This is a genomic window from Kitasatospora sp. NPDC058115, assembly GCF_042884635.1.
Classification (GTDB): domain Bacteria; phylum Actinomycetota; class Actinomycetes; order Streptomycetales; family Streptomycetaceae; genus Kitasatospora.
Genome location: NZ_JBHVTL010000054.1, coordinates 12,136 through 23,886, shown reverse-complemented (window position 1 = coordinate 23,886; position 11,751 = coordinate 12,136). Strand labels below are relative to the sequence as shown.

Genomic DNA, 11,751 nt, shown 5'->3' with positions numbered 1-11,751 from the left:
CGATGGGGCCGTACCCGCCGGTCGGCGGGTACGGCCCCATCGCGTCGGGCGCGTTCCTAGTCGAGGAGCTCCAGTCCGGCCGCCACCGCCGACTCCGCGGCCGAGGCTTCGAGCGTCACCAGGCTCAGCACCCGGTCGCCCTCCTCGAACAGCAGGCCCCGCTCCCGCAGGAACGCCAGACGGCGGTCCGTCTCGTCCTCGGCGAGGCCGAGGGCCGGGGCCAGCCGGGTCGTGCGCATCGGCGACGACAGCTTGCGCAGGATCGCCGCGTCCGGCTCGTCGAGTTCGTGGGTCCGCAGCGGGCCGGTCCGGGTGTCGAGCACCTGCGGCCGGCCGTCCGGGCCGGTGGACAGGCAGAGCTGCGGCACCGGCTCCCCGCCGTCCCACTGCGCCTGCCACGTCTCGATCAGCCGGTTGATCGGCTCCAGCCACTCGATCGCGTCCAGCGCGTAGGGCGAGAGGTTCTCGTCGGAGAAGAAGTAGGCGAGCCTGGTGATGCTCTCCTCGCCGAACGGGTAGACCAGCCGGTAGAAGTCCAGCGGCTGGAGCTGCAGCCCGAACTCGTCGGGATTCATGAAATAGGGGCTGTAGCGGTCGAATCGGATCAGATGGGCGCCCGAGGGCGGCGGCAGGTGGGCGAGCAGCGGAATGTCCCGCTCGTACTTCTCGTACACCGTCGCGGATTCGCCGGGGAAACCGGTGAGGAGGTTCCAGAGCGGCTCGATGCCGAACCGCCGGCAGCTCTTCAGGAACTGCAGGTTCTGGAACGCGGTGGTGCCCTTGCGCATCAGGGTGAGGATGTCGGTGGAGAGCGCCTCGATGCCCGGCTGCAGGCGGTTCACGCCGGCCCGCGCCATGCGTTGCAGATCCGCCTCCGGAACGGGCAGCTTGATCTCGTAGAAGATGGACGTGCCCGCCGGGGGGTCGAGCTTCTCGAAGACGGCCTTGGGGTAGCTGCGCGGCATGATGTTGTCGGTGCACTCGTAGGTGGTGCACCACGACGCGTGGCCGAAGAGCCACTGGAACTGCCGGGTGGCGAGCTCGGCGTCCATGCTCCGGAATTCCATGGTCGAGCCGTTGAGGCCGCAGAACGTGCAGTGGGACCGTTCGCCCCACCAGCAGCCGCGTGAGGTCTCGAAGAACAGGACCGGTTTGCTCCCCCGCTCGATCAGCCGCCCGATCTCCGGGTTCCGGGCGAGCGCCCCGGCGAAGTCGGAGTAGTCCGGCTCGAAGAAGTCGTCGATGCTCCGGTCCGCGCCGATCGCGGACGCGCGCCTCGGGTCGGTGTGGTTGGACCGGGAGAGGACGCCGCGCAGCTCGTCCGCCCGGCCGCGGTCGCCGTCGAGCAGGCACCTGACCAGCTCGGGGAAGGACGTCAGGGCCGGGCCGGAGAAGACGTAGTCGAGCGCCGGCGCGTGCGCGATGAGCTCCGCCCCCATGGGCGGTTCGCAGTTCGCGCCGCCCATGACCGTCACGGTGCCGGGGTTGCGCTCCTTGACCAGGCGCGCGAGCGCGATGCTGGCGGTGTTCTGGGCGAACATCGAGGTGAACCCGACGACGTCGGTCGCGTCGAGCCGGTGGCGGTCCACCAGGTCGGCGCAGAAGTCCGCCATCCCGCGACGCCGGTCGAGCAGGTGTTCCCGGAAGTCCTGCCAGCGGTCGCCGCGGTAGTACCGGCGGAAGTACTCCTCGGTGTTGTCCGGTGATTCCGGGAACGCCACCTGCCGGAACAGCCAGTCGCCCAAGCCGCTGGTGAAGTGCTCGATGTCCTGCGACAGTTCGTCGTACATCTCGGCGCCGAAATAGCCGACGAACTCCTGGTTGAGGTAGTGCACCTCGATGTCGACGTCGTCGCCGAATTCCCGCCGCGTCAGTGCGGACAGCTGGCTCAGCGCGAAGGACGGCCGCCGCCAATCGGCGAACGGCATGTTCACCAGACCGATTTTGATCATCGTCGTCCCCAATGCTCAAGTGGCCATGGACGGGAGTGAACGGAAGGCCCGGAAGGTTCTCCGCGGGTTTCCGGTCGGATCCTGCCGCGGCTCGGGTCGGGTTCCTCGATCGTAGCCCGCGCACCCCGGGCCGTGCCCCGCGCGGGAACACACCGATGGTGTGCAACCGGCAGATTCTGACGGTTGCACAGCGCAGGCGCACCGAACCGGCCGGAGCACCGCCGCCGAAGGCCGGGGGTGCGGCCAACTCCCGGGCGGCATCGCTTGTGCACGCCCGGACCGGCGGGTTTTAGTGACCGGGACAACCGGGCGTTCGGAAAGGTGGGGGCGATGAATCCGTTCGACGATCCTGAAGCCACCTATGTGGTGCTGGTCAACGACGAGGGGCAGTTCTCCCTCTGGCCCGAGTTCGCCGGGACACCCGACGGCTGGCGGATCGCCCACCCGGCGGCGGACCGGACGACCTGCCTCGACTTCATCGAGGAGAACTGGACGGACCTGAGGCCGGCGAGCCTCGTGCGGGAGATGCGGGCCACCGCAACCCGGTCGTCCTGACCGGTCCGATGTCAGCAGCAGGAGAGGGAGGGGCCGTGGCCGGGGCGCCGCTGTCGTTCGCGCAGGAGCGGTTGTGGTTCCTGAACCAGGTGGAGGGGCTGTCGGCGGCCCACAACTCGGCCGAGACGTTCCGGCTGTCGGGCCCGCTGGACGCGGCGGCCCTGGAGGCGGCGCTCGGTGACGTGGCGGTCCGGCACGAGGTGCTGCGCACGGTCTTCCCGCTGGGCGAGGACGGGCCGTACCAGCAGGTGCTCGCACCCGCGCGGGGCCGGCCGCACCTGGTGCGGGCCGCGCCGGACGAGCGGGAGTTGAGCGCGGCGGTGGCCGAGGTCGCCGGGCGGGGGTTCGACCTGACGGTGGATCCGCCGCTGCGCGCGTGGCTGTTCGCCGCCGGGCCGGCGGAACACGTGCTGGTCGTGGTGCTCCACCACATCGCCTGGGACGCCTGGTCGGCGGGGCCGCTCTGGCGCGACCTCGCGCTGGCCTACGAGGCCCGGCTCGCGGGAGGGGAGCCACGCTGGGAGCCGCTGCCCGTCCAGTACGCCCAGTACGCGGCCTGGCAGCGCGCGGTGCTCGGCGACGAGGCGGACCCGCAGAGCGCGATGTCCCGGCACCTGGCCTACTGGAAGGCCGAACTCGCCGGAATTCCCGAGGAGTTGGCGCTGCCCACCGACCGGCCGCGGCCGCCGGTGCGCAGCCGGGCGCTCGGCACGGTGTCGTTCCGGGTACCGGCCGGGCTGCACGGCGGACTGCTGGAGCTGGCCCGGGAGGGCGGGGCCACCGCGTTCATGGTGCTGCACGCCGCGGTGGCCGCGCTGCTGACCCGGCTGGGCGCCGGGACGGACGTACCGGTGCGCACCACGGTGGCCGACCGCCCCGACGACGCCCTCGCCGACCTGGTCGGCTTCTTCGTGAACACCGTGGTGCTGCGGGTGGACACGGGCGGCAACCCGAGCTTCCGCCGGCTGCTGGGCCGCGTCCGGGACACCGACCTGGCCGCCTACGAGCACCAGGAGCTGCCGTTCGAGAAGGTCGTGCACGCGCTCAACCCGGAGCGCGCCGTCGACCGCCACCCGCTCTGCCAGGTCGCGCTCGCCTGCTACGACGGCGTGGCGAACGACCTTCGTCTGACGGGCGTCCGTGCCCGCCACACGAGCATCGACACCGACGCCGGGTCGCTGGACCTCGTCTTCGACCTGAACCAGGTCCGGGCCGCCGACGGCGGCCCGGGCGGCATCGAGGGCACCCTGGCCTACGCCGTGGACCTGTTCGACCCGCCGACCGCGGAACTGCTGACCCGCAGTCTGCTGCTGCTGCTCGAAGCCGTGGTGGCGGCGCCCGACGCCCCGCTCGACCAGGTCGACATCGCGTTCCCGGCGGACCGGACCCGCCCCCCGGCCCGGTCCGGCGCGAGCGGCGCGACCGGCGCGACCGGCGCGAGCCGGACGCCGGCGCCCGCGGACCGGCAGCCCCCGGCGGCGGAGCAGCAGGCGCGCACACCGGTCGAGGAGACCCTGTGCGGCCTGTTCGCCGAGGTGCTGAAGCGGGAGTCGGTCCGGCCCGACGAGGACTTCTTCGATCTCGGCGGGCACTCGCTGGCGGCGACCCGGCTGGTCAGCCGGATCCGTTCGGTGCTCGGCGTCAGGTTCGGGCTCCGCGAGTTCTTCGACGAACCCACCGCGGCGGGAGTCGCCCGCAGGATCCGCACCGTCGCCCGGCCGGATCCGCTGCCACCGATCTCCCGCCGGGCCCCGGCCCCGGACGGCGGCGTTCCGACGGCCGGTCAGGATGCGTGACGACGGGGGAGCCGGCCCGGGCCCGGACACCGCGGAGCCGGCCGCGCGGTGCCTGCACGAGATCTTCGAGGACCTGGCCGCCGCCGCGCCCGACGCGCCGGCGGTGGCCGCCGGGGACGACCGGCTCAGCTACGGCGAACTGGACCTGCGGGCGGACCGACTGGCCCGGCGGCTCGTGGACGCGGGCGTGCGGCGCGGTTCCCTGGTGGGCGTCCACCTGGAGCGCGGCACCGGGGCGGCGGTGGCGATCCTCGCCGCGCTGAAGGCCGGGGCCGGGTACGTGATGCTGGACCCGGACTTCCCGGTGCACCGGCTGCGCGGCATGGTCGAGGACACCCGGCCTGTGGCCGTGGTCGCGCAGGACGCGGCGCAGGTCCGGCGGCTCGGCGGCACGGCGGTCTTCGTCGCGCCGACCGGGGGCTCCGGCCGGGCGCTGCCCCGGGGCGCCGGGGGCGCCCGGCCCGCCGACCTGGCCTGCGTCATCTTCACCTCCGGTTCCACCGGGCGGCCGAAGGGCGTCGCCGCGCCCCACCGGGCGATCGTCGGCACCGTCGCCGGCCAGGACTACACGCGGTTCGGCCCCGACACCGTCTGGCTGCAGTGCGCGCCGGTCTCCTGGGACGCGTTCGCCCTGGAGCTCTGGGGCCCGCTGCTCTCCGGCGGCTCCTGCGTCTTCCACCCGGGGAGCCCCGATCCGATCCGGATGGCGCAGCTCGTCGCCCGGCACGGCATCACCACCATGAACCTCCCGACCGTCCTGTTCCACGTGATCATGGACGCGTACCCGGCGGCCCTCGCGGGCCTCACCGACCTGCTCGTCGGCGGCGAGCGGCTCTCGCCCGGGCACGCCGCACGGCTGGCCGCCGCCCACCCCCGGCTGCGCTTCGTCAACGGCTACGGGCCGGTCGAGTGCATGGTCTTCGTGACGACGCACCGGGTCACCGCGGACAGCGCGGCCCGGGCCTCGGTGCCGATCGGCCGGAGCCTGCGCGGCAAGCGCGTCCACGTGCTGGACGAGCGGCTGCGGCCGGTCCCCGACGGGGAGGTCGGTGAGCTGTACGCCGCGGGGGAGGGACTGGCCCACGGCTACCTCGGCCGCCCCGGCGCCACCGCCGAGCGGTTCGTCGCCGACCCCTTCGGCCACCCGGGCGGCCGGATGTACCGCACCGGCGACCTGGTGCGGTGGCACGCCGACCGGCCCCTGGAGTTCGTCGGCCGGGTGGACGGACAGGTGAAGATCCGCGGCGTGCGGGTCGAGCCCGCCGAGGTGGAGGCCGTGCTCGCGGCGCACCCGGCGGTCAGCCGGGCCGTCGTCGTCGCGGTCGGCGACGATCCGGCGGACCGGCGCCTGATCGCCTATCTGACGACGCACCGGGAGACGGCCGCCACGGCGACCGAGCACGGCCTGCGGGCCCACGCGGCCGACCGGCTGCCGGACTTCATGGTGCCCTCCCGGTTCGTCCTGCTGGACGAGTTCCCCCTGACGCACAACGGAAAGCTCGATCGCACGGCCCTGGCCGGCAGTGGTGCCGGCCGGCCGCTCGGAGGTGGGCAGGAATGCTGATTCTGGGTTTCAAGGAAGGTCACGACGGCGCGATAGCCGCGATCGAGGACGGGCGGCTGCTCTTCTCCCTGGAGGCGGAGAAGGACTCGTACCCCCGCTACGACCGGCTGACCGCCGAGGTGCTGCTGCTCGCGGCCGAACGGCTGGGGCGGCTGCCCGACGCGCTGGCGGTCGGGGGCTGGGTCAAGGGCAACCACTCGGTGGAACCCCCGTCCCGGACCGGCTACTTCGGCGTGGGGCCGGGCGCGGTCTCCGACGAGCGGGCCAGGTTCTTCGGCCAGGACGTGCGGATCTTCTCCTCCACGCACGAGCGGTCGCACATCATGACCGCGTTCGGTCTCTCCCCCTTCCCGCCCGGGCAGCCCTGCTACTGCCTGGTGTGGGAGGGGAACATCGGGTCGTTCTACCTGATCGACGAGGCCGGCGAGGTCACCCACCTGCGCCACGTCCTGGCCGACCCGGGCAACAAGTACGCCTACCTGTTCGCGCTCGCCGACCCGCACTTCCCGGCGAACAAGGGCCTGCTCCGGCTCCAGGACGCCGGGAAGCAGATGGCCCTGACGGGCTTCGCGCAGCGGACCGCGACGACCGCGGACGAGCAGCGGCTCATCGACGTCATCCTCGACCAGGAGCAGATCATCCTGCGGCTGGCGAAGGACGAGCTGACCTGGTCGCCCTTCCACAACATCGGCGTGGACTCCCAGGAGTACCGCAACCTGGCGGCGAAGCTGTCGGACGCCATCTTCGACCGCTTCCACCGCTACGCCGAGAGCGCGCTCACCGAGGGCTACCCGCTGCTGATCTCGGGCGGCTGCGCGCTCAACTGCGAGTGGAACCGCCGCTGGCGCGAGTGCGGGCTCTTCCCCGAGGTGTTCGTGCCGCCCTGCCCGAACGACAGCGGCTCGGCCCTCGGCACGGCGATCGACGCGCAGCTCCACTACACCGGCTCGGCCGCGGTCTCCTGGGACGTCTACGCCGGGGACCCCTTCGTCGAGGACACCGGCTTCGACCCGGCGCTCTTCGACGTCCGGCCGCTGGACTTCGCCGAGGTGGCCGGGGCGCTGGCCGACGGCAAGGTGCTGGGCTGGGCCCAGGGGCGCTGGGAGATGGGCCCGCGCGCGCTCGGCAACAGGTCGGTCCTGGCGGCCCCGTTCACCCGGGAGACGACGGCCCGGCTGAACCGGATCAAGCAGCGGGAGGGCTACCGCCCGATCGCGCCGATCTGCCTGGAGGAGGACGCCGGCCGCTGGTTCCGCGGCTCGATCCCCGACCCCCACATGCTCTACTTCAGCCAGGTGGTCTCCGACGAGCTGCAGGCCGTCACACACGTCGACGGCACCGCCCGGGCGCAGACGGTGACCCCGGAGCAGAATCCCCGGATGGCCTCGCTGCTCACGGCGTTCCGCGAGCTCACCGGCTTCAGCGTGCTCTGCAACACCTCGCTCAACTTCTCCGGGCGCGGCTTCATCAACCGGACCAGCGACCTGATCCGCTACGGCGAGGAACACGGCCTGGACGGCTACGTGGTGGGCGACGCGTTCGCGGTGCGACGGGAGGCGAAGGCATGACGCACGACCAGCGGCGACGGACCCGGCCGATCACCGGGACCAGGGCCGCCCCCGACTTCTTCCGCCTCGACGAACGCGACGCGTTCGACCCCGGCGCGGTGGTGGACGTGCTCCGCGGCAGGCGGCTCGGCGTGGTCTTCCGCGACGTCATCCCGCCGGCCGCCCGGAAGGAGTCGGTGGCGAGGTTCTGGGCCAGCCCGGCCCGGCGGCACCGCGAGGGCGAACCCTCCCACTACGTCGGCGCCTACCACTGGAACAAGCCGACCGGGACGTACCTCGCCGAGACCGCGGCGGTCCTGGAGGAGGTCCGGCACGTGCTCGACGTGCCGGACTCGCCCTGGCGGTCCTTCCGGTCGGGGCTGGCCGCCGAGCTCGCCCGGCAGGACGCCGTGCTCCGGATCGCGGAGCACGGGGGCGCCCAGGCCTGCCCGGCGCTGATCCGCGCCTGGGACAAGGCGGGCAGGTTCGCCCTCGAACCCCACGAGGACGCCGCCCAGTGCACCGACCCGCGGCAGGCCGGCTTCGAGATCCAGCGGGTGCTGGACCACGAGGTGTGCGCCGTCAACATGTGCGTCGAGCACGAGGAGGGCGGGCGGCTGGTCCTGTGGAACATCCGCCCCGACGCCGCCAGCCGGCGCCGGCTGGGGATCGAGCACACCGGGTTCTCCTACCCGGCGGACACCCTCGCCGGCTTCGACGAGCTGCGCCTCGACGTCCGCCCCGGCGACGTCTACGTGTTCAACGGCTCCTTCGTGCACGCCGTGGACACCAGCACCGGCAACCGCACCAACCTGTCCTTTCTGATGGGGTTCACCGACGACCGCACCGTCGTCACCTGGACCTGACCCGCCGACGTCGTCCCGGTCCCCCGCGGACCGGCGGACGGAGAGACCTTCCCCCATGACCGACCTGCACCTCGGCGCCATCGCGTACGAACACGGCGACCGGCACGGCATCGCGGAACTGTCCGGACAGCTCGACGCCGAGCTGCTCGCCCCGGACTCCGGCCTGGCCCACTTCCGGGCCTGCGACCGCGAGATCCACCAGCTCGCGCAGGCCGCCGCCGTCCGCACCCTCGCGGCCTGCCCGCAGCCGCCCGACCTGCTCCTCTACGTGACCGAGAACGACCGCACGAGCAGCGACTCCCTGGTGCACCTGGCGCGTTCGCTCGACCTCCCCGGCATCCGGTACCTGCGGGTGTCGGGCCACGACTGCGGCAACCTCGGCCCCGCCCTGCTCCTCGCCGAGCAGGCCGTCGGCTCCGGCGCGCACCGCCGGGTGCTGGTCCTGCTGGCCGACCGGGTGCTGGACGGCGACCGGAGCCAGGCCGACCGGCTCTCCGTCGTCAGCGACGGCGCCGCCGCCTGCCTGGTCAGCGCCGAGCCGCTCGACGCGCCCGGCCCCCGGTACGCGGTGCACGGGGTGTCGACCGCCACCGCCGCCGCCACCCCCGCCGCGACCCCGGGCGGGGACGGTGACCGGATCCTGGGCACGGTGGCCCTCTCCGTGACGGCCACCGGGGCGATCACCCGGCGGACCGGGCGGCAGCCGGCGGACTTCGACCACCTGCTCTTCCCGAACTACCGCACCATCAGCCAGCAGTTCCTCTGCTCGGCGATGGGCGCACCGGTCGACCGGCTGCTGATCGGCCCGGTGGCCGAGTTCGGGCACTGCTTCTCCGCGGACGTCCTGGTGTCCCTGGCGCACTGCGCTGACACCGGGCGGATCCGACCGGGAGACCACGTGCTGGCCTTCGGCGACGGCCCGAACTCCTGGACCTCGCTCGCGGTCGAGCGGACCGGCTGACCGCCCGAACCCACTGGGGGACCTGCCATGCCCATCCTCGAAACCGGCCCGGCGGACCGGGCGTCCACGGCGGCGCCGCGGCCCCCCGGGGAGCAGCGCCGCACGAGCGGCCCGCCGGTGCCGCCGCCGCACCCGCCCGGCCGGGACGTCGTGCTGGTCGGCGCCGGGATCGTCAACCTCGTCACCGCCTGGTACCTGCTGCGGGCCGGCCACCGGCTGCGGATCCTGGACGCGCGGCCCGACCCGAGGAAGGACCTGCACTGGTCCGCCTACGGGTGCAGCCGGGCCGGCGGCGACGCCCGGATGTTCACCCTGACCGAGGCCGACGACTACCACGCGAAGACCTCCGCCGACCGGCCCGCCGTCAACGGGGTGTTCCGCCGCTCCCTCGACGCCCGGGGCTGGAACGTCAGGGCGGCGCCGTTCTCCGCCGCCGAGGAGCACTGGGTCCGCGACTTCGAGAGCGTGCCGGCCCGGCTGGCCCGCACCTACGACGCGGACATCCTCTCCTTCAACCGCGAGAGCCGCGGGCTCTGGCGCGCCCTGATCGAGGAGCACCCCGAGCTCTTCGCGGACACCGGCCACCGGCCGGGCATCCTGCGCCTCTACACCGACCGGGAGCAGTTCGAACGGTCGGTCCTGCGGCACACCGGCCTCGACGCGGTGCGCCGCGTGCTCGAACCGGCCGACGTGCGCCGCCACCACCCCGGGCTCGCCGGCGCGACCGCCGACCTGGCCGGCGGGCTGGAGGTCCCCGGCTTCACGGTCAACGTGCACCGCCTCCTCGACCGGATGGTCTCCCGTCTGGAGCAGGCCGGGGCGGAGTTCGGCTGGTCCACCCCGGTCGAGCGGATCGAGTGGGCCGACGGCGGCCGGATGGGCGGCCTGCGGGCCGCGGGTGCCCTGGTGACCGCCGACCACTACGTGCTCTCGCCGGGGGCGCACGGCGGCGACCTGCTGGCCGGCACCCGCTCCGAGGGCCGGATCCACGGCGTGCTGGGCGTCTGGCTCACCCTGCCGCACCCCGGACCGGAGCTGCGCCACTCGCTCAAGATCGCCCGGCGCGGCCACCTCACCGAGGACGCCAACGTGACCCTGGGCACCGACGAGCGCGGCCGCCCCGTCCTCGTCGTGGGCTCCGGCTACGGCTACCTCGGCGCGGACGGCACCGACGCCGATCCCGCCGCGCTGGCGACGATGTTCGCCGCCGTCGAGGACACCTGCCGGGCGTTCTTCCCCGAGGCCCACGCCCGGGCCTCCCGCGACGGCTCCCTGCGGCGCAGCCGCCGGATCTGCGTCAGACCCTGGACGGCGGCCAACCTCGGGATCTTCGAGGCGGTGCCGACCGTGGCGGGCGGCGTCGGCGTCGTCACCGGCGGCCACAACACGGGCGGCTTCGCCCAGGCGCCGAGCGTGGCCCGGGCCGTGGTGGCCGCGCTGGCGGGCCGGGCGCACCCGATGCACGAGCTGTACGACCCCGAGCGGCTGGACCGGTTCCTGCGGCCCGCCGCGGCGGGCGGCGCCGGGTCCTCCGGGCGCGCCCTCGCCGTCTCCTCCGGCGGGGGGCCGCGATGAAGCTGACCCGCACGGGAGGGAACACGTGGCAGGCCGTGCCGGCCGCCCCCGGCGAGCGCCTGCGGGTGGCCGTGCTCTGCTCGGACGACCCGCAGCACGCCTACCTGGTGTCCCGGATCTCCCGCGAACTGGACCTCGTGGGGGTGATCGTCGAGCCGGGCGCCGCGCAGCAGCGGCGGCTCTGGACGCGGCGTGCGTGGACCGACGCCCTCGCCCGCGCCTACCAGGTCCGGCGCCAGCGCTTCACCGGCCGCTCCGCCTACCGGCGGCGCTACTTCGCCGCGCTGACCGGAGCCGACGCCCCGCCCGCGGAGCGGGTGCGGAGCGTCGACTGGATCAACTCGGCGGAGGCCACCGCCCACCTGGAGGAGCTGCGCCCGGACGTGACCGTGGTGTGCGGGACCACCTACCTCAGGTCCGCGACCGTCGCGGCCGGCGGGCTGATGATCAACATCCACGGCGGCCACCTGCCGGAGTACAAGGGCAACCACTGCGTGTTCTTCGCCTACCTGCGCAAGGACTACCGGCGGATCGGCGCCAGTCTGCACCTCGTCGCCGCCCGGCTGGACGGCGGCGCGCTGCTAGAGGTCGTCCGTCCCGGCATCCGCCCGCAGGACAACGACGAGCACCTCTACGACCGGGCGGTCCACCTGGCCATCGACCGCCTGGTGGAGATCCTCGCGGCACTGGAGGGCGGGCAGGTCCTGCTGCGCACCACCCCGCAGGAGGACACGGGGGAGACCTTCCGGCACCGCAGCCGCAAGCCGCACCTCGACCTGTGGGCGTGGCTGCGGATCCGGACGGGGCTGGAACGGGTCCCGCACCTTCCCCGGGAGCCGGAACCGGTCCGTTGCCTGGTGCCGCGCGAGCCGGCGCCGCACGAGACCGGCTGAGCCGGCCGCCGCGGGGCGGTGGGGGGCGCCCGGTCCTCGGAC

Annotated in this window: 9 protein-coding genes; 8 read left to right on the top strand and 1 reads right to left on the bottom strand. The window is 73.8% G+C overall.

The genetic code is table 11. The features are described 5' to 3' along the window. Positions 1-56 precede the first annotated feature (56 nt). Positions 57-1,928: a RiPP maturation radical SAM C-methyltransferase gene (locus tag ACFVVL_RS34670; RefSeq protein ID WP_387682448.1), complete on the bottom strand. Its 1,872-nt coding sequence runs from the start codon at positions 1,926-1,928 to the stop codon at positions 57-59. A gap of 354 nt (positions 1,929-2,282) precedes the next feature. Between ACFVVL_RS34670 and ACFVVL_RS34665 the strand changes: the two genes are divergently transcribed. Genes ACFVVL_RS34665 through ACFVVL_RS34630 form a run of 8 tightly spaced genes read left to right on the top strand, consistent with a single transcriptional unit; the run spans position 2,283 to position 11,709 of the window. Further along, on the top strand, positions 2,283-2,507 hold the full coding sequence (locus ACFVVL_RS34665) for an MbtH family protein (RefSeq protein ID WP_387682445.1): 225 nt from the start codon (positions 2,283-2,285) through the stop codon (positions 2,505-2,507). Between the two features lie 35 nt (positions 2,508-2,542). Then, positions 2,543-4,303 (top strand): condensation domain-containing protein, encoded by a 1,761-nt coding sequence (locus ACFVVL_RS34660; protein WP_387682442.1) that lies wholly within the window; start codon positions 2,543-2,545, stop codon positions 4,301-4,303. Continuing rightward, a complete protein-coding gene (locus ACFVVL_RS34655; RefSeq protein WP_387682439.1) occupies positions 4,296-5,867 on the top strand; it encodes an amino acid adenylation domain-containing protein in 1,572 nt (523 codons plus the stop codon). Before ACFVVL_RS34660 ends, ACFVVL_RS34655 begins: the two co-directional genes overlap by 8 nt. Further along, positions 5,861-7,435, top strand: a complete 1,575-nt coding sequence (locus tag ACFVVL_RS34650) for a carbamoyltransferase C-terminal domain-containing protein (RefSeq protein WP_380288816.1) — start codon at positions 5,861-5,863, stop codon at positions 7,433-7,435. The genes ACFVVL_RS34655 and ACFVVL_RS34650 overlap by 7 nt, the downstream gene beginning before the upstream one ends. Continuing rightward, the gene (locus tag ACFVVL_RS34645; RefSeq protein WP_380288814.1) at positions 7,432-8,280 is read left to right on the top strand and encodes a hypothetical protein; all 849 of its coding nucleotides are present in this window, start codon (positions 7,432-7,434) and stop codon (positions 8,278-8,280) included. Before ACFVVL_RS34650 ends, ACFVVL_RS34645 begins: the two co-directional genes overlap by 4 nt. Positions 8,281-8,335: 55 nt before the next feature. Then, positions 8,336-9,241 (top strand): 3-oxoacyl-[acyl-carrier-protein] synthase III C-terminal domain-containing protein, encoded by a 906-nt coding sequence (locus tag ACFVVL_RS34640; RefSeq protein WP_387682436.1) that lies wholly within the window; start codon positions 8,336-8,338, stop codon positions 9,239-9,241. Positions 9,242-9,268: 27 nt separating this feature from the next. Beyond that, complete coding sequence (locus tag ACFVVL_RS34635) at positions 9,269-10,816, top strand: NAD(P)/FAD-dependent oxidoreductase (protein WP_387682433.1); 1,548 nt, start codon at positions 9,269-9,271, stop codon at positions 10,814-10,816. Further along, positions 10,813-11,709: a formyl transferase gene (locus tag ACFVVL_RS34630; RefSeq protein ID WP_387682431.1), complete on the top strand. Its 897-nt coding sequence runs from the start codon at positions 10,813-10,815 to the stop codon at positions 11,707-11,709. Before ACFVVL_RS34635 ends, ACFVVL_RS34630 begins: the two co-directional genes overlap by 4 nt. The last annotated feature ends 42 nt before the right edge of the window (positions 11,710-11,751 follow it).

Coding starts and splice junctions, on each gene's coding strand:
- ACFVVL_RS34670 (WP_387682448.1), bottom strand. CDS start 1,928: ATGCCGTTCGCCGATTGGCGGCGGCCGTCCTTCGCGCTGAGCCAGCTG.
- ACFVVL_RS34665 (WP_387682445.1), top strand. CDS start 2,283: ATGAATCCGTTCGACGATCCTGAAGCCACCTATGTGGTGCTGGTCAAC.
- ACFVVL_RS34655 (WP_387682439.1), top strand. CDS start 4,296: ATGCGTGACGACGGGGGAGCCGGCCCGGGCCCGGACACCGCGGAGCCG.
- ACFVVL_RS34650 (WP_380288816.1), top strand. CDS start 5,861: ATGCTGATTCTGGGTTTCAAGGAAGGTCACGACGGCGCGATAGCCGCG.
- ACFVVL_RS34645 (WP_380288814.1), top strand. CDS start 7,432: ATGACGCACGACCAGCGGCGACGGACCCGGCCGATCACCGGGACCAGG.
- ACFVVL_RS34640 (WP_387682436.1), top strand. CDS start 8,336: ATGACCGACCTGCACCTCGGCGCCATCGCGTACGAACACGGCGACCGG.
- ACFVVL_RS34635 (WP_387682433.1), top strand. CDS start 9,269: ATGCCCATCCTCGAAACCGGCCCGGCGGACCGGGCGTCCACGGCGGCG.
- ACFVVL_RS34630 (WP_387682431.1), top strand. CDS start 10,813: ATGAAGCTGACCCGCACGGGAGGGAACACGTGGCAGGCCGTGCCGGCC.